General features: G+C 56.7%; 15 protein-coding genes. 12 read left to right on the top strand and 3 right to left on the bottom strand.

What is annotated here, in order from left to right:
* The first annotated feature begins 19 nt into the window (after positions 1-19).
* Positions 20-1,687 carry a branched-chain amino acid ABC transporter ATP-binding protein/permease gene (locus tag AC1Q67_RS25365; protein ID WP_492237896.1) on the top strand — a complete coding sequence of 556 codons (1,668 nt, stop codon included), beginning with the start codon at positions 20-22 and terminating at the stop codon, positions 1,685-1,687.
* Positions 1,635-2,393 (top strand): ABC transporter ATP-binding protein, encoded by a 759-nt coding sequence (locus AC1Q67_RS25360; protein WP_492237898.1) that lies wholly within the window; start codon positions 1,635-1,637, stop codon positions 2,391-2,393. The genes AC1Q67_RS25365 and AC1Q67_RS25360 overlap by 53 nt, the downstream gene beginning before the upstream one ends.
* A 688-nt stretch (positions 2,394-3,081) precedes the next feature.
* Here AC1Q67_RS25360 and AC1Q67_RS25355 read toward each other — a convergent pair.
* On the bottom strand, positions 3,082-3,972 hold the full coding sequence (locus AC1Q67_RS25355) for a LysR family transcriptional regulator (RefSeq protein ID WP_492237900.1): 891 nt from the start codon (positions 3,970-3,972) through the stop codon (positions 3,082-3,084).
* Between the two features lie 88 nt (positions 3,973-4,060).
* Here AC1Q67_RS25355 and AC1Q67_RS25350 point away from each other — a divergent pair, with 88 nt between their 5' ends.
* Positions 4,061-5,125, top strand: coding sequence for a YeiH family protein (locus AC1Q67_RS25350; protein ID WP_492237902.1), 1,065 nt, complete (start codon positions 4,061-4,063; stop codon positions 5,123-5,125).
* Between the two features lie 61 nt (positions 5,126-5,186).
* Here AC1Q67_RS25350 and AC1Q67_RS25345 read toward each other — a convergent pair whose 3' ends face one another.
* Positions 5,187-6,227, bottom strand: coding sequence for a LacI family DNA-binding transcriptional regulator (locus AC1Q67_RS25345; RefSeq protein WP_492237904.1), 1,041 nt, complete (start codon positions 6,225-6,227; stop codon positions 5,187-5,189).
* Positions 6,228-6,330: 103 nt separating this feature from the next.
* On the opposite strand from AC1Q67_RS25345, the gene hisD reads away from it, so the two are divergent.
* From hisD to AC1Q67_RS25305, 8 genes are all read left to right on the top strand, one after another.
* The gene (hisD, locus tag AC1Q67_RS25340; protein WP_492237906.1) at positions 6,331-7,620 is read left to right on the top strand and encodes a histidinol dehydrogenase; all 1,290 of its coding nucleotides are present in this window, start codon (positions 6,331-6,333) and stop codon (positions 7,618-7,620) included.
* A complete protein-coding gene (locus AC1Q67_RS25335) occupies positions 7,620-8,939 on the top strand; it encodes an NAD(P)-dependent malic enzyme (protein WP_492237907.1) in 1,320 nt (439 codons plus the stop codon). The genes hisD and AC1Q67_RS25335 overlap by 1 nt, the downstream gene beginning before the upstream one ends.
* A gap of 27 nt (positions 8,940-8,966) precedes the next feature.
* On the top strand, positions 8,967-10,358 hold the full coding sequence (locus AC1Q67_RS25330) for an ABC transporter substrate-binding protein (RefSeq protein WP_492237909.1): 1,392 nt from the start codon (positions 8,967-8,969) through the stop codon (positions 10,356-10,358).
* A 54-nt stretch (positions 10,359-10,412) separates the two neighbouring features.
* Positions 10,413-11,309 (top strand): carbohydrate ABC transporter permease, encoded by an 897-nt coding sequence (locus tag AC1Q67_RS25325; protein WP_492237911.1) that lies wholly within the window; start codon positions 10,413-10,415, stop codon positions 11,307-11,309.
* Positions 11,306-12,211 (top strand): carbohydrate ABC transporter permease, encoded by a 906-nt coding sequence (locus AC1Q67_RS25320; protein WP_492237913.1) that lies wholly within the window; start codon positions 11,306-11,308, stop codon positions 12,209-12,211. The genes AC1Q67_RS25325 and AC1Q67_RS25320 overlap by 4 nt, the downstream gene beginning before the upstream one ends.
* Before the next feature lie 20 nt (positions 12,212-12,231).
* A complete protein-coding gene (locus tag AC1Q67_RS25315; RefSeq protein ID WP_492237915.1) occupies positions 12,232-13,302 on the top strand; it encodes an ABC transporter ATP-binding protein in 1,071 nt (356 codons plus the stop codon).
* 1,634 nt (positions 13,303-14,936) lie between these two features.
* Positions 14,937-16,979, top strand: coding sequence for a protein-L-isoaspartate(D-aspartate) O-methyltransferase (locus AC1Q67_RS25310; protein ID WP_492238037.1), 2,043 nt, complete (start codon positions 14,937-14,939; stop codon positions 16,977-16,979).
* 159 nt (positions 16,980-17,138) lie between these two features.
* Entirely contained in the window at positions 17,139-18,389 is a 1,251-nt protein-coding gene (locus AC1Q67_RS25305) for an APC family permease (RefSeq protein ID WP_492237917.1), read from the top strand.
* Between the two features lie 182 nt (positions 18,390-18,571).
* On the opposite strand, the gene AC1Q67_RS25300 is transcribed toward AC1Q67_RS25305, so the two are convergent.
* Entirely contained in the window at positions 18,572-18,901 is a 330-nt protein-coding gene (locus tag AC1Q67_RS25300; RefSeq protein WP_492237919.1) for a hypothetical protein, read from the bottom strand.
* 291 nt (positions 18,902-19,192) lie between these two features.
* Here AC1Q67_RS25300 and AC1Q67_RS25295 point away from each other — a divergent pair, with 291 nt between their 5' ends.
* Positions 19,193-21,487 carry a heavy metal translocating P-type ATPase gene (locus AC1Q67_RS25295; protein ID WP_492237921.1) on the top strand — a complete coding sequence of 765 codons (2,295 nt, stop codon included), beginning with the start codon at positions 19,193-19,195 and terminating at the stop codon, positions 21,485-21,487.
* The last annotated feature ends 539 nt before the right edge of the window (positions 21,488-22,026 follow it).

Genomic DNA, 22,026 nt, shown 5'->3' with positions numbered 1-22,026 from the left:
ATCGATGAGGCAGGGGCCCATGCTGGGCATTCTTGCTTCATTTGCGATCGTTCCGCTTGTTTCGCAGGATCCTTATGTCCTGGGCGTGTGGACGTTCCTGCTTCTCAATATCCTCGTCGTTGTGGGATTGGATCTTCTGCTCGGATACGCCGGACAGCTTTCCCTTGGCCATGGCATCTTTGTCGCGATCGGCGCCTATGCGTCCGGCCTGCTGACCACCAAGGCTGGGTTTTCGGGCTGGACAGCGATGCCCGTCGGCATGCTTGCTGCAGCCCTGCTGGCAGCGATCGTGGCGGTCCCGACGCTTCGACTGCGCGGCTACTATCTGGCGATGGCGACGCTGGGTTTTCCGGTGATGTTCGACGCGGCTGTCCGCGTGACATCGCAATGGAGCGGAGGCTCTTCTGGAATCATCTCGATTCCGCGGCTCAAGATCGGCGGTTACATCCTGCGCGATCCCTTGGTGTATTACTATCTCGTGCTTGGTGTTGTCGCCGTCGTACTTCTGGTTGTGTGGAATCTCGCCAATTCGCGTCTTGGCCTGAAGCTGCGGGCGATCCATGCCGATGAAACGGCAGCTTCCGCGCGCGGGATCAACGTCACCTCGCTCAAGGTCATGGTGTTCGTCGCGAGTGCCACGATCGCAGCGCTGAGCGGAAGCCTGTACGTTCACAACGTTCAATTCGTGGCGCCCGATACGTTCGGCCTCAACTATTCCCTGACACTGGTCATTATGCTGGTCGTGGGCGGGATGGGACGCATCTGGGGCGGTATCCTCGGTGTCGTCCTGCTGGGCTGGATGCCCGAGCTATTGCGTGAAGCCGCGACATGGCAGCCAGTGATCTTTGGATCGATCTTGGCCATCATCATGCTGTTCGCACCCAGCGGACTGGCCGGATTTGTGCGCAGACGCTCGTTTTTCTTGCCCGAGGAAGCGCCGGCCGGGCCGCCATCCATATCGAGCGAAAAGCCGGTTCTGGCGGTCAGGGATATCGGCAAGGCATTTGGCGGTGTGCAAGCGGTCAAGGGATTGAGTTTTGACGTGCGCGCGGGGGAGATCAAATCGATCATCGGACCGAACGGGGCAGGGAAATCGACTGCGCTTGCGCTGATCTCGGGTGCAATCGCCGCGGACAGCGGCACGATCAAACTCGGCGGACAGCCTGTCGAGCAGACGCCGGCCTATCACCGCGCGCGTCTCGGGCTCGGGCGCACATTCCAGCATGCCCGATTGATCCCGACACTGACGGTCTACGAAAACATGGTGCTGGGGGCTTCGGTACTCGGTAACCGCTACGAGGCCGAGGCAAGCATGATCTTGCACCATCTCGATCTGGTGCACGTCGCCCACGCCTTTCCCGGGGAAGCAAACCAGTACGAACGCAAGCTGATCGAAATCGGCACGGCGTTGGCCGCAAGTCCTGCTCTTCTATTGCTGGATGAACCCGGAGCCGGTCTGTCGTCTACGGAAATTGAAAAACTGGCTACCTTGTTGCGCGAGCAGAAAGAAAGGGGCTGTGCCATCGTTCTGGTCGATCACATCATGAGTCTCGTGATTCCGCTTTCTGACAGCATTCTGGTGTTGAACAGCGGTAGTCCGATCATGGATGGAGAGCCGGCAGAGGTGATCGCTGATGCCGATGTCCGGCGCGCCTATCTTGGCGAGAGGAGCGACGTCCATGCTTGAGGTGCGGGGACTTCAGGTTCGCTACGGGACAATCCTTGCGGTGGAGCATCTCGATCTTCAGGTCAATGCAGGCGAGATCGTTGTTATGATAGGCGCGAACGGCGCGGGGAAGTCCAGCGCGGTTAATGCGATCACCGGACTTGTGCAGCAGGTAAAGGGTGAGATCAGCTTTGGCGGAGAGGATGTTTGCCGATTGGATGCGGCGGAGCGGGTCCGGCGCGGTCTCGCGCTGGTGATCGAAGGGCGGGGCATATTTTCCGAAATGACCGTTCGCGAGAACATCGAGCTCGGTGCTTTTGCCAAGCCTGAGCTGCGCGGTTCATCGTTACAGTCAGCGATTGACCGCGTCTTCGCGATGTTTCCGCGGCTCGGTGATCGGTTTTGTCAGGTCGCCGGAACCTTAAGCGGCGGCGAACAGCAGATGCTGGCGATCGGGCGGGCATTGATGAGTTCACCCCGTCTACTCGTTTTGGACGAGCCATCCCTCGGACTGGCGCCGCGCATTGTCGATGAGATCGCGGAGCGTTTGGTTCAGTTGGCGCAGAAATCCGGTGTGACGGTATTGATCGCCGAACAGAACGCGGCGCTCGGGCTTAATATCTCTGACCGGGCTTATGTGCTGCAGCGCGGGCGAGTGGTACTTGAAGGATCGGCATCCGAACTGCGAGCTAATACTGATCTGATGCGGGTATATCTTGAGGGCTAACTAAGCACCCATTCCATCTGCATACGTAGCGATCAAACCTGAAGCGTCGTACGGATCGGTCAGCATACGCTTCAATAGCATCGTCTCCTTTCTCTTGAACATTTCGGCCGAGCGACAATATCCTGATCCAGTTCACGACTTCAAAATGATCTCGAAAGTGCCCCATCGACGATAGAGACACGGTCCTCAGTAGAACACGCCGAATGATTTTAGTCAGATAACTGGTGAGAGAAGTAGAGAAATCTATCTACTTGGCGACTGATAAGGAAAAGCAAAAAACGTTGCGAGACTATAGTCACGCACAATTCGCGTAATCAGCGGTTATGGAATGCGACGGAACGAAGCAACGAACACTTTGGTCATAATTTCTCTCAGGAGGCGATCCGGGAGGCGAATTCACCCTCCGCAGGTCCGAAAAGGCAATCGGCAACCATTGTTATCGGTCGTATTTCGGAGCAAATGATCGCAAGAATCAGTTGCGACCATTTGTCATGTCCAAAGACGAATTGCTTGATCCTTTCGGCGATAGAACGGTCCAAGGGACGGACCCATCAAGAAAGACGGGGGCTGTCTCGCGCGTAGGCGTGAGGCTGTTCTTATTGCTCGTTCTTACATTGGTCGTAGCACGTATCATCTACTACGGATAAGTACCGATGATGATATCGGCGTCTTCCGACAATTTTGCTGATTATATCCTGGACGCAATCAAGCGCTCAAACGCAGCTGCAGCAGGAATATCGATTCTGCCAGCCGCCTTAATCTTCCAGAGCGTACGCTCGATATGAAGATCGTGTACCTCAACAATTTTGAGGCGCTTGAGCGAAATCTGCTCCCTTACACTCGCGCGCGAGACGATGGAAACGCCAAGGCCCGCAGCAACGAGTTGTTTGATCGCCTCGGTGCTTCCGATCTCGAGGGTTCGCATCGGCTCGATTCCCATTTTCGCAACAGCTTGCATGACCACTTCGCGAGAGCCGGAACCCGGCTCCCGAACGATCAGGGTTTCCTTTACAAGTTCCTGCGGATCGATGGGTTCTATTGCGGACGCAAATGGATGATTTGGACCGACGATCAGCGCCATGACGTCGGTGAGCCATGCATCTGAATCCAGGCCTTCATCATGGATCGGACCTTCGACCAATGCGACCTCAATTTGGTGCTGAAGCATAAGATCGGCGATATCGCGGGTATTCGCGCTTGTGAGGTGAAGTTCAATGCCTGGATATGCTTTATGAAACGCTCCTAGATACTCCGGGAGAAGATAAGTCGCGATGGTCGTACTAGCTCCGACCCGCAAAGATCCGTTTTCGAGGCTTCTGAAGGAGCGCAGTTCCTCCTCCGCCGATCTCTCGGCTGTGAACAGGATCTCGGCATGACGCATCAACGCGGCGCCTTCACGGGTCGGCTTCACTCCTTTCGGCGAGCGATCAAGAAGCCTGCAACCGAGTTGCAGTTCAAAGTCTCTGACGCCCTTTGATATCGAAGGCTGGCTTATATGAAGTGCGTCTGCTGCGCTGGAGAAGCTGCCTGTTCGCACAACGGTCGCGAACAATCGCAGAAGATGAAGATTCAGAGGCATAACTTCTCTCTATCGGCCTAGACGAAAACGATATTATCCCTCGAATACCCATATGTTGCATAGTTTATTCTCCGCCCCGGAGAATAGGATGCTTCGACCAACCAAGACGGCTGATACCAGGCCGCATAACGATCGCTTGGACCGCTGGCACGATCGAATTCCGGGTATCGCACTTTGTCTGCTCATTACCGCCGTCTCGCTCGGGGGGCAGGCGGTCGAGACGCTTGCCCTCAGTCATCCCTATGTAGACGCCATCGTCCTCGCGATTCTCGTTGGCATGGTCTTGCGCGCCGTCTGGCAGCCCAGCGAACGCTGGCAAGCTGGTATCGCATTCAGCGCCAAACAGCTTCTTGAAGTTGCCGTGATGTTGCTCGGTACGTCGCTCAGTCTTGTGGCGATCACTGCGTCCGGACCTCTGTTGCTGATGGTGGTCGCCGGGACTGTCGCTGCTGCCTTGGCATTCAGCTACGGCATCAGCAGGATGCTCGGCTTATCGACGAAGATGTCGATCCTGATTGCCTGCGGTAACTCAATCTGCGGAAATTCCGCCATCGCGGCGGTCGCTCCGGTGATCCGCGCAAGCAGCGACGACGTCGGAGCGTCGATTTCATTCACTGCGATCCTTGGGGTTTTGACTGTCATCGGCTTGCCGCTGTTTATACCGCTGCTCAACCTGACCGGCTCACAATACGGAATCCTGGCCGGACTGACGGTCTATGCCGTACCGCAGGTGTTGGCCGCAACCGTGCCGGTGGGAATTGCAAGCGTGCAGATTGGCACATTGGTCAAGTTGCTGCGCGTCTTGATGCTGGGACCTATGGTGATCGCACTTACGATATCGGGGAAAAAGATTTGGGAAGAAGATTGTATGGTCACAACCGCCGGTGCTCGCAACCGTTTCACGTGGGTACCCTGGTTCATTCCCGGATTCCTCTTGCTGTCCACCCTGCGGTCGCTCGATTTGATACCTGATGCCGCTATCCTGCCGATTACCAAGATTGCAGGATTTCTAACCATTGTCTCGATGGCGGCCCTCGGTTTAGGCGTCGACCTAAAGCTCCTTGGCAGGATCGGAGCAAGAGTGACTGGGGCGGTATCGCTGTCCCTGATCGCTCTCATCTCCATGAGCCTTGCTCTTGTGCATTTGTTTTGATCACGAGCGCGGGTATCAAGACCGAGCAGGGTTCGGAGAAGGCCTGTTAGAAAGCTTCGCTTTAGCGAAGCTTGGACTGCGCAGCCGGCGCCGGCATGGTGCTATCACGCATGATCAGCTCTGTAGCAATGATCTGGCTTTTCACAGGGATGCTCTTGCGCGCAGCATCGATCAGCGCCTCTGCCGCGGCGTGCCCCATACGCTTTGCCGGGACGTGAACGCTTGAGAGCGGAGGGTTCACTACTCTTGTGATTGGCAGGTCGTCAAAGCCAATGATGGAAACGTCTTTCGGCACACGGATCTTCAATCGCTGACAAGCAAATAAAGCGCCGAGCGCTTGAATATCGTTCGCGCAAAACAGTGCAGTCGGCGGATTCGCTAATGAGAGAAGCCGAGTGGCAGCCTCTGCGGCCACCTCAATCTCGAACGGTTGTTCCGACACGAGCTCCGGATCGTACGGAATTTTATATCGCGCGAGAACCGAGCGATAGGCCTCCAGTCGCTGGGCAGCTCGGTCGTTGATCGTGGTCATCCCGCATATCAGGCCAATCCGTCTATGCCCGAGCTTGATGAGCATTTCCGTGGCTTCCGCCGCCGCTGCGCGATTGTCGAAGGAAATAGCGGGAATGGACGCCTTAGGGCTTACCGACCAGGTTACCACAAACGGAATGCGATAGTGGCGGAGGAGCTCATACAGAGCTGGCTCACGTTTGTATCCAGTAAGGATGACGCCCTCGACGCGGCTTTCGATCAGCTTGCGAATGATCTCGCGCTCGATGTCGGCTGAATAGTTTGCGTTTGCAATCAGGAGGCTGAGGTCGGCCGCTTGCAGCCTGCTCTGGATAGCTTCCGTGAACTCCGCATAGATCGAGTTTGAAATTGTCGGGACGATCAACCCGACGACGCCCGTGCGCTGCGATGAGAACGTGGCCGCCCGTCCGTCCGGCACAAACTGGTGCCGATTGACGAGCTTAAGGACTCGCTCCCGCGTTTGCGGTGCAACCGTATCAGGATTGCGGAGAGTGCGGCTGATGGTAGCGACCGAAACCCCTGCTTGTTCAGCAAGCCAGCGAATCGTCACTGATTTTGGTTTGTCTTTCATCCTCTCCAGAAGAAGGCAAACGCTGGGAGTTGACAAGAGCAACCAGACGGGGAATGGTATGTAACCGGTTACATTCTTCAGACTGTTTATGAGGCGATAGCGAATGGTCGACTATTTGAAGCGGGCAGAGCAGCAATCCCGGCAGGACAATCGCGATTTGATTGATCGCGTTCGCACCATGATCTCCAATATTGAGCAGGGCGGCGATGAAGCCGTTCGCCGATATGCGCGTGACCTCGATGGATGGAACGCCGAAGATTTCCGCGTGTCTGACGACGAAATTGCTACGGCTCGCAAGACCATGAGCAAGGTTTTCAAGGAAGATTTCGCGTTCTGTAAGAAGCAAGTTACCGATTTCGCTAAACGTCAAAGGGACTCGCTTTCTGAATTCGAAGCTGAATTCGGTAACGGTATTACGCTGGGCCAAAAGATCATCCCGGTCGACACCGTCGGGTGCTACATCCCGGGCGGAAAGTATCCGCTCATCTCCGCGGCAATCATGAGTGTCGCAACGGCGCGCGTAGCGGGTGTCAACCATGTCCTCGGTGCGGCGCCGCCGCGCGAGGGAAGGGGAATCTTCCCGCCGACGCTGTATGCTCTGGCAGAGTCCGGTGCCACGGAAATTTATTCGATAGGGGGCGTGCAGGCGCTCGCCGCGATGGCCTATGGCCGCGTGGGCATGCGCCCGGTTGATATGATCACGGGTCCCGGGAACGCATATGTCGCCGAAGCCAAACGCCAGTTGTTCGGACTCGTCGGAATAGACCTTCCCGCCGGTCCTACAGAAATTTTGGTCATTGCGGATGATAGTGCCGATCCCGCGCTCGTTGCGACAGATCTCCTTGGACAGGCGGAGCATGGGCCGGATAGTCCGGCGTGGCTGATCACCACATCGGCGAAGCTTGGAGGCGAAGTCATTGCCGAAATTGAGCGTCAATTGCTGACCTTGCCGACCGCTGCCATCGCGTCGGCCGCCTGGAGCCGCTGGGGTGAGGTTGCTGTCGTGCAGGACGACGATGCTGCCATCGCCTTGAGCGATCAATATGCTCCCGAGCATCTGGAAGTCCTGACAAGCCGAAATGATTACTATCTCGACCGTCTCAAGAACTATGGCAGCTTGTTCGTCGGTGAGGAAAGCACCGTTGCTTACGGCGACAAGGGAGTCGGCACCAATCACACGCTGCCGACAGGACGTGCGGCGCGTTACACCGGTGGCCTGTGGGTTGGAAAGTTCCTGAAGACCGTCACGTATCAGCGCCTGACGCCGGAAGCGAGCGAGAGCATTGCTCCGATTATGGGGCGCATGTGCGCCAGCGAGGGAATGTTGGCTCATGAACTGACGGCAACGGTTCGCCAGCAGCGATATGCACAGCGCCGCCGGAGTGCTTCTTGATGTCGGTTTTCGATACGCGCTGGATAGTTACACAGGAGGCAGCTGTCTCTGCCGTGCGCGACGTATTCTGCGGGCACGGCAAACTGGAGGTCGTGCCCAAGGTTCACGTCGGATCGCTGCGCGATGTTGCCACGTTGTATACGCCGGGTGTCGGCACGCTGGTGCAAAGGATTGTAGCCGATCCGAGTCAGACTGACATTCTAACAAACCGCGCGAATACGATTGCGGTGGTGACCGACGGCACCGCCGTGCTCGGCTTCGGTCGCACCGGACCACTCCCTGCCATTCCTGTGATGGAAGGCAAGGCGATCATGTTTAAATTACTTGCGGGCTTGGATGCGGTTCCACTCTGCCTTGATGTGCGAGATTCGGCCAAACTGGTCGATCATATCGCCGCGCTTGAGCCGTCCTTCGCCGGATTCAATTTGGAAGATGTCGCCTCGCCGCATTGTTTCGCGACCGTTGAGGAATTGACCAGACGATTGTCCGTTCCTGTTTTCCACGATGATCAATACGGCACGGCAACGGTCATAGTTGCCGGCTTGATGAACGCGTTGAAGGTCGTCGGCAAGAAGAAGGAAGATATCCGTATCGTTGTAAACGGAGCGGGCGCAGCTGGTACAGCCGCAGCGCGGCTGTGTCTTGCCTGGGGTGCCGGCGATGTCGTTGTGTGTGACCGGCACGGCGTCCTTTGCGAGGGCGAATTGCAGCCATCGATGCACATGGCAGCTCTTGCCTCCATCACGAACAAATCGAGGATCAAGGGAACCCTTGCCGAAGCGCTGAAGGGGGCGGATGCTTTCGTTGGCCTAAGCACGGGTCCTCTGATTGATGCGAGCCATATTCAGTCGATGGCCAAATCTGCTGTCGTTTTCGCCTGCGCCAATCCCGTGCCGGAAATCATGCCGCACGAGGCGATAGCGGCGGGCGCTGCAATTGCCGGCAGCGGACGTTTCGATGCGCCGAACCAATGTAACAATGTGCTCGCGTTTCCGGGAATTATGCGTGGCGCGGTCGATGTGTCGGTCAAGAACATCACCGAGACGATTTGTCTCGCTGCGTCGCGGGCGATCGCGGATCATGTAACGACCGCACAGCTTGGGCCGGAGAATGTATTACCCAATCCGTTAGATTCTGAACTTTGCCCGATGGTCGCTGAGGCTGTCGCCGCTCAGGCCGCCGCGGAAGGACTCGCAAGAAAGCCACATATACAGGGAGCGATCGCGGAACGGGTTCGCACACTCAACCGGGTATCGGGTCACCAGCAAGAGATATTGCGAGGTCTCATACAAAGAAAAGCCGAAGTAACGGCGAGTTAGCAACGTCGCACATCCAGGGAGGATTCCATGACGAATAAGGACACAACCAAGACTCGGCCTTTGATCGATCGACGAGGCTTTCTCGGCGGAGCGGCGGCTGTCGGTATCGGGGCCCAAAGCCTGTTTACGGGGGGAGGTGCGTCCGCACAAAGCTCCAAGACGGGGACGATCCGCGTCTGGGGTGAACCCGGTCCATACGGTGGTGCCGGCGTGGCGGCAATGAACGAGTGGGCACAGAAGAATGCGCCCGGCCTCAAATTCGAAATTGAAACCATTCCGTGGGACGGTGTTTACGTCAAACTGATGACGGATCTGGCGGCTCGTCGTCCTCCCTCACTCATCAGCGTCGAATCGCCGATTGCCATGCAGTTGATGGCAGAGGGATTGCTGCTTCCGGTCGACGACATGGTCGACAAAATCGGACGTGATCGCCTCGTCGACGGCGTCAAATGGGATTTCTGGGGCAGTTGGAAGGGCAAGCAATACGTCATCCCGGCGCACCACCAGCCGCATCTCTTGCTCGTCCGCACCGACATCGTGAACGAGCTCGGGTTAAAGGACCCGGACACATGGGATTGGAATGATCTGCTGAATGCTGCGAAGACGATCACGCAGAAGAAGCAGAACATGGCCGGTTTCTGCATGGCGCTCGGCCGAAACCTCTGCACGGACTATCATTTTGCGGCGCTGCTTCATGCGGCGGGCGGACGCATGTTCGACACCTCGAACAAGTTTGAAGTGGCGTTCGATAGCCCCGAAACAGTTGAAGCGCTGACCTTCGTTAAGGAACTGCTGCCTTACATGCCCAAGGGCGCTGTCGAGTACAGCTTCCTTCAGGTGGTCGACGCGCACGTTACGGGCCAAACCGCCATGAGCTTCTATTGGGGCCGGACACTGGGTCGTGCCGCCGAAGAAGCCAAGCCGATCTTCGAGGCAACGGAGGCGTTCAATCACGCGCGTAATCCGCGAACGCAGCGGCGCAGCAATTGGAATGACTTCCAGGGATGGTGCGTTCCCGCGCAAAACAATCCGTATATTGAAGAAGTCAAGCAGGCGCTGCTGTACCAGCAGACCAGCAAGGAGTGGTTGGTAAAATACTGCCACTCGCTGATGCCGAACGTTGCGCCGACGTACAAGGACGTAGCCAATTCGGCGGAGTTGAGGAATCACCCGTTCTACAAATCCAAGCCAAAGACGGTGGAAACCTACTATACCGGCTCGCTTCCCAACTCGAGCAGCACTGCGAATGAGCTGTTGATGGGAGCCAATCCGCTCTCTGGATATGTCCACGGCCGTTCCATCCTGGCGCAGACCGTCCAAAAGGTTGTCATCGACAACCAGACTCCTCAACAAGCAGCCAAATGGGGTGCTCGGGAACTGGAAGCGATTCGCCGCGAGAACATTCGCCTGCTTGGCTGAATGAGTTAGCCGGGCAGCGGGCGCTGCCCGGCACCATCTTGGAACGGAAAGACAATGCGCCGCCTCGATTTCTTGCAGTCCGATCGGTTCGTGGGGTTGCTCTTCATCGCCCCATTCGTCGTTACGGCCGTCTTATTTATGGTCTATCCGATCGTTGAAGCCATTCGAATGGCGTTCTTCAGCTACAATCCCCTGCGGCCCGATCTGATTTTTTACGTGGGACTGGCGAACTTCGAGTACATATTCTCGGATCCGCTGTTTTGGAGTTCGTTCGCACAGGGCACAATCTGGACCCTGCTATCCATCCTCTTCCAGACCGTATTCGGTGTAGGCATCGCGCTGCTGCTCCATCGCAAGCTGTTTGGGATGGCAATCTTTCGCGGACTTCTGCTTTTTCCCTATATCGTGCCGACCGTCGTTATCGCCCTGATCTGGCGCTGGATTTTCAATCCCGAGATCGGCGTAATCAACTACAGCCTTCAGTCCGTCGGCTTGATTAGTGAGCCGATCTATTGGTTGTCTACACCGACCATGGCGATGGCTTCTACAATCATGCTCAATGTCTGGAAGTACACGCCGTTTGTGGTGATCTGTGTTCTTGCAAGGCTGCAGGCGGTGCCGCTAGAGCTTTACGATGCAGCCAAGGTCGACGGCGCCGGTGCATTCCGGCGCTTTCTAGATGTGACTCTGCCGCAGCTCCGCGAAGTCCTGATTGTCGTGATCGTGTTCCGCACCGTCTGGACCTTCAACAAGTTCGAAGAAATCTATCTGCTGACCAAGGGCGGGCCTGGAACATCGACCTTCAATCTTGCTGTCTATTCATTCGAACAATCGATGGCGAGTCTTAGACTTGGCGTTGGCGCGGCGACAGGGGTTGTCATGATGGTCATGCTGATGGTCGGAAGCGTTCTGTATTTACGCGTGGCGGGCTTTGGTACCGAGGAGAAGTGACCGTGAACGCCGATAGCCTCTGGCTTACGACCAAAAAGATCTCCTTGTATGTGCTCTTGTGCCTCGTGACGTTCGCGGTTTGCTTTCCGCTCATATGGGCGTTGTCCACTTCGCTGAAGCCGAAATCCGAGATATTTGCCACGCCGCCGACGCTGATTCCTCAAACGACCACGTTCGAGAATTACGAAGCGCTGCTGAGCGGCCGCCAACAGTACTATCAATCCGGCGAGGGGAAGCAGGAGATCGGCCCTTCTCCCGCGCAGTTCTTCACGCGATGGTTTGTCAACAGCGTGATCGTGACACTCGGATCGACGCTCATCAGCATCGTTGTATCGACATTGGCGGCTTACAGCGTCACCCGCTTCAGATACTGGGGTCGAAGCGCGATCCCGTATTTCAGTCTGCTTGGCTATATGGTGCCATCCATCATCTTTGTATTTCCGCTTTTTCTGATGATGGTTCGGCTTGAACTCACAGACAACTTGCTCAGTCTCGTTTTCGGCTACGTCTGCATTACGCTTCCGTTTTGCATGTGGCTCATGTGGGCGTTCATGCGTTCGATTCCGATTGAAATTGAGGAGGCGGCTCTTATCGACGGAGCATCCCGATATCAGGTCTTCGCGGACGTCGTCCTGCCTACAGCATTGCCAGGGATTATAGCGGCATCGATCTTTTCTATGATCGTATCGTGGAATGACTACCTTTTCGGCCGTGTTTTCATCAACTCGCTGGATAATCTCACCCTCACTGTCGGCGTCATGCTGTTCTTCGAAGGAACGCATGTGGACTGGGGCCTGTTGATGGCGGCGTCTGTTCTGATGACGGTGCCGATGGCGATTCTGTTTATGGCTCTGCAACGCCATCTCGTCGCCGGTTTCGGCGCTGGCGCGGTCAAGGGCTAATCTAGCGAAAGATAAAGAAAATGGACGTTAAGTTACAGCGCATCAACAAGAGCTTTGGTAGCGTTTCTATTCTCAAGGACGTGGATCTCGTATTTCCGAGCAACAAGTTCGTGACGCTCTTGGGCCCCTCCGGTTGTGGCAAGACAACGCTACTTCGGATGATCGCGGGCCTGGAGGAGATTTCTGCGGGCAGCATCCTGTTTGGCGATCGCGAGATCAACAAACTTGCGCCGCGGGACCGCAACATTGCAATGGTGTTTCAGTCTTACGCGCTTTACCCGCAGATGACGGTTCGACGAAACCTCGGTTACGGATTGCGCGTGCGCAAGACACCTGAGTCAGAGGTTGCCTCGGCGGTCGAGAGAGTTGCCCGGATTCTCGAGATCGATCATCTCCTTGACCGGAAGCCTGCGCAACTGTCTGGCGGTCAACGACAGCGAGTGGCGCTTGGTCGTGCCATGGTCCGTAAGCCTGACATCTTTCTCATGGATGAGCCGCTTTCCAATCTTGATGCGAAACTGCGCGTGACCATGCGCGGTGAATTGCGGCGTTTTCACCTGGATCTCAACGCGACCACTGTTTATGTGACCCATGATCAACTCGAAGCTATGACCATGTCGGATCTGATTGCCGTTATGCACAAAGGCGTCGTGCAGCAATTTGGTACGCCTGAAGACGTGTACAAGCGGCCGGCAAATCTCTTTGTCGCCGGGTTTATCGGAAGCCCGCCGATGAATTTCCTGGAAGGTGATGTCGAGGGCGGTCGCTTCAAGATTGGCGAGGCTGCCCTGCCATTGCCTTCGTTAGATAGCGCGAAGGCAACAGGTTCTGCTGCGGTGATCGGCGTGCGCCCTCAGGATTTGAGTTTGATGACGTCAGCTGGTCCCGATGCCCTTGCTGGTAGAGTTTCGCTGGTAGAGTTGCTCGGTTCGGAAAAGCTCGTTGAGGTCCAGATATCGGATCGGAAGCGAATCAGTGTCCAAGTGCGAGCCGATTCACAGGTTGGTCTCGGCGAGAATGTTCATGTCGGGTTCGATGCGCAAAGTATTCATGTCTTCGACAAGCAGACCGAGCAATCGCTGCTGGCCTGATAGGCTACCGATTTCTGAGCAAGTCGATCTCTAACGTGCTCAGAGGCATCGTCTGAATCAGGAGACAATTCGTGATTGAGGACAATTCTCTGTTGACGACGTCTTGGCGAGACGGATCGTTTGTTCCGAGAAAAGTCAATAGGGAAAGAGTTGTTTGGACCAAAGACTTAAATACGGGCGTATTGGTGATGGAGTCCGTCCAAGATGGCGCGTGAAATGATCAAGCGTGGTGCGCCGAACCGGGCGAGAAATCGGCGCATTCTTGTTCAAGAATCAATGCGTTCTGACCTATTTCAGAATCTAGCGCAGATGCACGTTGCCCAAGACAATGATGTGGCCCACACTCACGCCAGAGCGATCCGATCAACCGCTCGGCAAGGGCATTTCACCAAGGTGAAGCTGGCGCAGCGCGCTTTTCCCGCATATCCATTGCGCGCAATCGGTGTGTGACGATCGCGCCCTAGATTTGATCTCGATCGCGGTTGAAATATTTTTGGGGCCTTATCCTAAGGGAAGGCCTCTTTTATCTGACTCGCAATCCACTCCGCTGTCGGGCTTGTTGTGACGTTGATCCAGACGGGTCTTCGCGGTCCAGCCGAACGATGATTAAGGCATAGAGCAGGTCGATGCCACGGGCGGAAATCTTGATGGCATCTTCCATACGTACCAACCGATCTTGTGGCACACGATCGCGCGAGCGGCGCTGGGAGATGCATTCGGCCGCTCGGTCGCTTCGTTGGACATGGCCTCGCTGGTTGGCACGGCTCACAACGAACGCGACGTGGCCGCTAAGGCCGCGAGTAATTTGCTTGTCCAGGCATTGGCCGCGGGGCATGCGCGCTACGGTTTAACCGCAAACGCAACCTGCCGGGCTGGATCGATGCCGAAATGTATCTATTCAAATTATCGCGCCCGTCTAACTTCGATTTTGCTGGGCGCGATGGCTATTTTCCCTGCTCGCGTACACTTGAATCCCTGCTTGGTCGAAATTTTTCCCTGATCGTTGTTTTAAGGAATCGGTGAAATATATCGATATTTAGCCTGCTTCTGTCTTGGGTAGGTGCTCAAATAGGTTAGATTTGCATTATTTCCCTGTAAAATTCCCTGTTTGCAGGGAATTTGCGCAGAGACCAGCGGGATCAACACTGTGTCGCCAGCCAGCCAGTGCGGCTTTCATAGACTATTATTTTTTAGGTGCAGAAAGGCCCGCAAATAGTGGGCTTTTCATGCATAAGGAGTCTCTGTGGAGACCGATGTTCGCACCAAACTGGCGCGCTTTGGTGGCGACGACGTACGCCGTTGCCGACGAAATCGAGAGTGTGGGGAGGACGGGCACTTTCGACATGTCGCGCCTCGTAACCATTTGCACTTTGATTATAGGGGTCTCGCATGGTTTGGAATTGAGGCAGGTCAAGGGAAACCAGAAGGAACTGATCGAGCATTGTCTATCTCGATCCCGCGCTGCGGGGGCTGCGCCGCCCTCAAACTATCGACGTCTTGCGTGGTGAGAGCGGCCCGGTCGGCGTCATTCGATCTGCATTCTGGTGTATCAGGATATTGATGTCGATCAAGTCGATGGAAGTGCAATCGTCTTTGAATGTGTCCCGCTTATCTATGATGCGGAAACCGTCATGATGGAATCGTTTGCATCGAGTCCAAACCGCCCTGATCATATCAAGCCGTTTCCGGAGCTCCGGGCAGAGATGGTCAGGCATACCATCGTCGCGCGCGGCGTAAGGGACGAACTCGTCCTTGAAGCCATGGGCAAGGTGCAGCGCGAGTTGTTCCTGCCAGAAAACCTTCGCGAATTTGCCTACGAAGACTCGCCACTTCCGATCGCCGGGGAGCAGACCATTTCCCAACCTTATATCGTGGCCTTCATGATCGAGGCGCTTCTGCTCAAGGGGGGCGAGACGGTGCTCGAGATCGGCACTGGCTCCGGCTACGCCGCCGCCGTGCTGTCCGAGATTGCTGCGAATGTGTACACAGTCGAACGCCTCGGTCCGCTCGCTGAAAAGGCAGCATCGACGCTCTCCGAACTCGGATACGAAAATGTTCATGTCCTGCACGGCGATGGCAGCAAGGGCTGGCCCGAACATGCACCGTATGATGCCATTGTGGTGGCAGCGGGCGGCCCGCAGGTTCCAGAGTCGCTCAAGCAGCAGTTGAAGATCGGTGGCAGGTTGGTGATCCCGATCGGCTCTAGCGAGCGTACTCAAGAATTGGTGCGGGTCGTCCGGGTTTCGAAGGATAAATACCATAGTGAGGATATCGCTGACGTACGCTTCGTCCCACTAATCGGAGAGGAGGGATGGACAGCCGGAAAAGGCAAGCGAAGCGGGTTGGCGCGGCCGGCGCTGCGTTCAATTCCAATTGGCGATGAGGTGCTGATCCGCAACCTCGCAGATGCCGCCGAACCGTTTCCATCCATTGAAGCCGCGGATCTCAGCCCGCTGATGGGGCGTATTGGCTCGTCGCGTATCGTTCTGCTAGGCGAAGCGACACACGGCACCTCCGAGTTCTATCGGATGCGTGAGCGTATCACCCGCGATCTAATCGTTAAAAAGGGATTCAGCTTCATGGTTATCGAGGCTGACTGGCCGGATGCGGCGCGGGTCGATCACTATGTGCGGCATTTCCAGTATCCGCCTTCAGAATGGACGGCATTCGCACGATTTCCAACGTGGATGTGGCGGAACATAGAGGTGCGCGATTTCGTCAGTTGGCTGCGGAAGCATAACGGCACGGTAGAGAAGGACAAGCGTGTGGCTTTTCACGGTCTTGATCTCTACAGCCTTTATGACTCCGTTCGCTCGGTCCTGAACTATCTCGACGACGTCGATCCCGCCTCGGCGCGTGTCGCCCGGGAGCGCTATGGTTGCCTGACACCTTGGCAGCGTGATCCCGCCACTTATGGCCATGCTGCATTGACCGGCTCCTATCCGACATGCGAATCCCATGTCGTGCGCGCACTCACCGACCTCCTGGCGAAACGGCGGTCCTATGCGGAGCAAGACGGCGAACGATTTCTGGATGCTGAGCAGAACGCGCGCCTTGTCGTCAACGCCGAGCGCTACTACCGGATAATGTATTACGGTTCGCGTGCGTCGTGGAATTTGCGTGACACTCACATGTTCGAAACTCTGAAGAATCTTCTGTCATTCCATGGGCCCGACAGCAAAGCGGTGGTATGGGCGCACAATTCACATGTCGGCAACGCAGCGGCAACCGAGATGAGCGCGCGGGGCGAGTACAATATAGGCCAGCTCTGCCGCAGGGAGTTTGGAGAACAGGCTTATTTGGTTGGGTTCGGCACCCACAGCGGAACGGTGGCCGCGGCATCTGATTGGGGAGGGCCGATGGAAGTCAAGACCGTCCGTCCGTCGCTTCGCAATAGCTATGAACAGTTGTGTCATTCAGTGGGCCTTCCGCGCTTCATGTTGGGCCTGCGTCACCGCGGCGATCTCTGCGGTCCAAAGAGCCTCGGCAAAGACCGGCTTCAGCGAGCCATCGGCGTGATCTACAGGCCAGAAACCGAACGCGCGAGCCATTACTTCCAGGCAAGTTTGCCGCGGCAGTTCGATGAATATATCTGGTTTGACGACACCCAGGCAGTCACGCCGCTGGATTCGGCAGAGATAGCCGGGCTTCCGGATACATATCCGTTCGGAGTGTAATTTGGTCCTGGGCAGCCTACTCGCTTGGATGGAGATACACGAATTATCTGCTCATGCGCTGATGATCTTGGCAGCCACTCACGCACTTGCGGCTTTTGTTCATCACTATGTGTTTCGCGACCGCACCCTTGTGTGGATGCCGTCGCGCTCGGACGGTTTATGACAGACCATCCACCTCATACTATCGCAAGCATGCGGTTCAATGCGGCGGCTACGACACTTAAGCGGCGACTTGGGCTGCCGCTGCTGGTTCTTTATGGAACTGGCATCACGATCGGCGCGGGTATCTATGTGCTCATCGGAGTGGTCGCTGGGCATGCCGGGGTCTATGCATCGTGGTCGTTTTTTCTCGCCGCGGTTATCATGGCACTTACGGTTGCTTCGTATATTGAACTGTCCACTCGGTTTCCCGTTAGCGCAGGCGAGGCTGCGTATATAAAGGCCGCCTTCGAATCGCGCCCACTCTCGATTTCGGTAAGCTTGTTGACGATCGGCATCGCGACGGTTTCCTCGGCCGCTGTGGCACTAGGATCTGCCGGCTATATCCAGCAGTTTCTGGATTGGCCAAAGGAACTTATCGTCATCGCAGTCGTGTTAATACTCGGGGCCGTTGCGGCATGGGGGATTCTCGAATCGGTGATGCTGGCGAGCTTGTTCACGCTGATCGAAGTGGGTGGCCTTGTCGCGATCATCGCCTTCGCTGTCCATTCGAACATTCCGATCGCGGCTGCCCTCACGAATATTCCACCCTTCGAAGTCACGGCACTGTCCGGGATTGCGTTCGGTAGCCTGCTGGCCTTTTTCGCCTTCATTGGATTTGAGGATCTTGCTAATGTGGTTGAAGAGGCAAAAGAGCCGCAACGTAATATTCCACGTGCGATGGTGCTGACGCTTCTGATATCGACGACGCTGTACGTCCTCGTTGCGGCGGTTGCTGTTTCTACAGTGTCAATCGAACGCCTTGCGCTGTCACCGGCACCGCTCAGCCTGGTATTTCGTGCGGTGGCGGAGATCAATCCAAGGACGATCAGCCTCATCGCTATTGTAGCGACACTGAATACCATTCTAGCCCAGATGACCATGGCGTCGCGTGTGATCTATGGATTAGCGCGTGATGGGGATTTGCCGCGCGTACTTGCAGGGGTTCACTCCGCTACCGGAACGCCTGTCGTGGCAACTGCGTTGATTGTGGCCTCTGTTATTCCGCTTGCGCTGTCAGTCCCGTTCGCATGGCTGGCGGAAGGAACTTCGCTAGCGACACTTGTGGTCTTTGCCCTGGTCAATACCGCTTTGCTCAGACTTCGGTGTCGCCGTACCTTGTCATCGCATCCTCATGTCAGCGTGCCGATCTGGGTACCTGCGCTAGGCGTAGTTGCGCGCATTGCGATGATCGCAAGCTCACTTCTTTAATGAGGGGGAATAGACCTATGGCAAGCTGGATGTGACCTAACCGGGCTTTTTTGGACCAAGCTTTGTGAGAAAGTGAGCGAGGACAAGGAGCTTTGGTGATTCATAAACATGGCTTCCCGGAAGCCATTGCCGCTCTTCGCGAAGCTGTTGGCTCAACAAAAGCTTACTGAGCGTCCTAAGGCTCATTGGCTAGAACGAGCGACCGAGTACCAAATAATCGCTCCCATGCTTCCAATTCCAAAGCCGATTGCAAAGGTGAGTGATACCAGAACAATCGCTCTGTATGCATCGAAGGACTCTACAAGGTAAACCGGTTTAATGAAGTGCATCCAGAAAACGAAATCGGCAACGGGTTGCGCTAGTCCTGCCGCAACAAGTGTCGACCACATCAAGTGCCAGGCGCCCAAGATGAGCCCGACAGCAAGGCCGGATCGAAGAACATTCGTTCGCCAACGCCCGCTTGTCATCAATGGATGAAGAGACGGCTGAATTTCGAACCTGGACTTAGTCATCGTAAAACTCCTTGTCAGGTTGGACTGGATAGTTGCAAGACGGACGGCAACGTGCCTTGTAAAGCGTCTCGTCGCTGGTGGGCTCGTCATCGGTTCTCTTGCACGCCGGCAGCGTGCGTATTTATTTTAGGATAAGTATAGCGATTGAGCCTATCTTGATCCAAGTCATGGTCGTCATCCAATGATGGCCTAAGGGTTGTGGCCTTGATGTCGCTCATGCGGCGAAGCTCGGTTTTAGGCAAAGCAACGCTCGGCACCGACGGAAGAGTTCAGCACCCACGGAAGAAGAGCATGCCGTTTGAGCGTGTCTTGAGATGGACCCTCGTCGCGATCGCCATCGCGGGATTAGTCGGCGGAATTTTTGCGCGGACGATTGGCCGGCCTGACTTGGCCGATGTTGCCTGGGAGCTAGGCACAGGCCCCGTGATCGCAGGACTGGCGTTCTCGATCTTCAGGGATCTCCTCAGCGGCCGCCTCGGCGTCGACGCGATTGCGCTGCTATCCATGAGCGCGGCATTGGCACTTGGCCAACCGCTTGCTGGAGCCGTGGTCGCCTTGATGTATTCCGGCGGCAACGTGCTAGAGGATATTGCCGTCGCACGCGCGGAGCGCGACCTGCGGTCGCTGGTCGATCGTGCGCCGCGTCAAGCTCACCGCAAAAGCGGCGAACGTATCGAAGAAGTTCCGGTCGAAGCCGTCTTGATCGGTGAAGAACTCCTGATACGGGCTGGCGAGATCGTGCCAGTCGACGGCGTCGTTGGCTCGGCCTCAGCCACCATTGACGAGTCCGCCGTGACTGGAGAACCGATCCCAGTTGAAAAAGCGCGCGGTAGCGCCGTTTTGTCAGGTTCGTTGAACGCGGGCGAGACGTTCGAATTGACCGTTACTGCACCTGCCGGCCAAAGCACTTATGCGGGCATCGTACGCATGGTGACCGCGGCGCAAACGGCAAAGGCTCCCTTCGTGCGATTGGCCGATCGGTACGCGCTAATTCTTCTGCCGGTGACGATCACGCTCGCCTTCGTGGCGTGGTGGGTATCAGGTGATCTGACTCGTAGTCTAGCCGTGCTGGTGGCGGCGACGCCGTGCCCGCTGATCCTGGCTGCGCCGGTCGCATTCATTGCTGGCGTAGCGCAAGCGGCCCGCCGCGGCATTTTGGCCAAGGGCGGTGGCGCGCTGGAGGCACTGGCGCGAGCGCATACAGTCCTGTTCGATAAAACGGGCACCCTCACAGTCGGAGGCGCGCGATTGCTTTCGATTGAAGTCGCACCCGGGGAAGATCCGGACGAAGTTCTGAGGCTTGGCGCATCGCTGGAGCAGGCCTCACACCACGTGCTTGCTAAAACCGTGGTGGCGGCGGCCGTCGAGCGTGGCCTTGAGCTGAGAACGCCCCAGCGAGTTAAGGAAGCGATGGGCTCCGGCCTGAGCGGCTTGATTGAGGGACGGGAGGTGACCGCTGGCTCGCGGCAGATGCTTGGCTCCACTGCCGAGCTGTCGCCGTGGGAACTCCGAGCAATCCGGCGCGCTTCGTGGCGGTCAGCTCTGATCGTCTTTGTCGCCGTCGACAAACATCCGATAGGAGCGCTGTTGCTGGCCGATGAATTGCGCGCTGACACGCCGCGAGCGATCAGGCTGCTGCGTGATGCAGGAATCGCGCGAATCGTGATGGTCACGGGTGATCGGGCCGCCGCGGCGCAGGCCATCGGAGCGGCGCTCGACCTCGATGCCGTGCTGGCCGACCGCGTCCCTTCCGACAAGGTCGAGGCGGTACGCATTGAACAGCGGTTGCATCCGACAATTATGGTCGGCGATGGTATCAACGACGCCCCGGCGCTCGCCGTGGCCGACATCGGGGTTGCGCTCGGGGCGCGGGGTGCCAGCGCCTCGTCCGAAGCGGCAGATGTGGTTATCCTGGCTGACCGCCTCGACCGCGTTGGTGAGGCGATCATCATTGCGCAGCGGTCGCGGCGGATCGCTCTGCAGAGCATCTTGGTCGGCATGGGGTTGTCGTTCGCGGCAATGGTGGCCGCCGCTTTCGGCTGGCTTGCACCCGTGCCGGCGGCGATTGTGCAAGAGGTAATCGATGTTTCTGTCATCCTGAACGCGCTACGTGCGCTCCAGCCAGCCCTCGGCACGGGTCGCCGACGCATAACTCTGGAGCAGGGGCTGACATTACATCACGATCATCAAGCGCTGTTCAGGGACCTCGACCGCCTGCGCAGGATCGTGGATGCGCTGGACGACGAGACGCCCGAATCCGCCAGGACGTTGATCAGGGAAGCTCAGAAACTTGTTCAGAGCAGCGTCGTGAAACACGAGCGCGATGACGAAGACAGCGTCTATCCGAAGCTTGCAGAGGTTCTGCGCGAGCGTCATGGTCTCGCTGAAATGAGCCGTGCTCATCGCGAAATCCTGCATCTTGGCCAGCTGCTTAGTCGGATCGTCGAGGACATGCCCTCGGAGAAAATCGACCGCTATCTCGTGCGGGACGCGCAACGTGTGATCGAGGCGATCGAAACGCTGGTACGAATGCACACCGCGCAAGAGGAGGACATTTACGACGCAGTAACGGCCGATGCGTCCTGATTGATTGCAGCACCTCCGCGCCCCACGGCATTCTGGGGAGGGGCTTCCTTCCAGATGATTTTCGCAGTTCATCTCTTATTGTAGAGCTTAATCTCAGAGGCTTCGTGGAGAGCACGCCTTGCGGCCAAACGCAGTTCGCCGATCGAGGTTTGGTGAGTTTGTGCGGCCTCAAGGAGTCGGACAGCAACGTGTGTTCGCAACGAGGTATCGGTCTGCGAAATGAAGGCACATGTTTCGTTCAAGATGGAACGTAAAATGGCAACCGTTTCCGGGCTGTACATCTCCGCACTCCTTGTTTTGAGGCGGGAAATGTAAATTAAAGGCCAATCCTTGGTGTTTGATATCGGTCAATCACCAGTATCACTCGATTGGCTTATCCGGCTAAACCGGGGTCTCGCGCTACACCAGCCGATCCGGGCAGTGCGTGTCTACTTGAGGAGGCACCCCCGGGGCCAATCTCGCTTTGGCCACGGGCAATGCTCCCAAAGTCATGCGATTATGCGCAGCAAAGCCCTGCCTCGTCGCGCGGTTGTAACGTG

The organism is Afipia sp. GW823-FHT06G09 (genome assembly GCF_058794875.1).
This window is presented reverse-complemented; position numbering and strand designations above follow the sequence as displayed.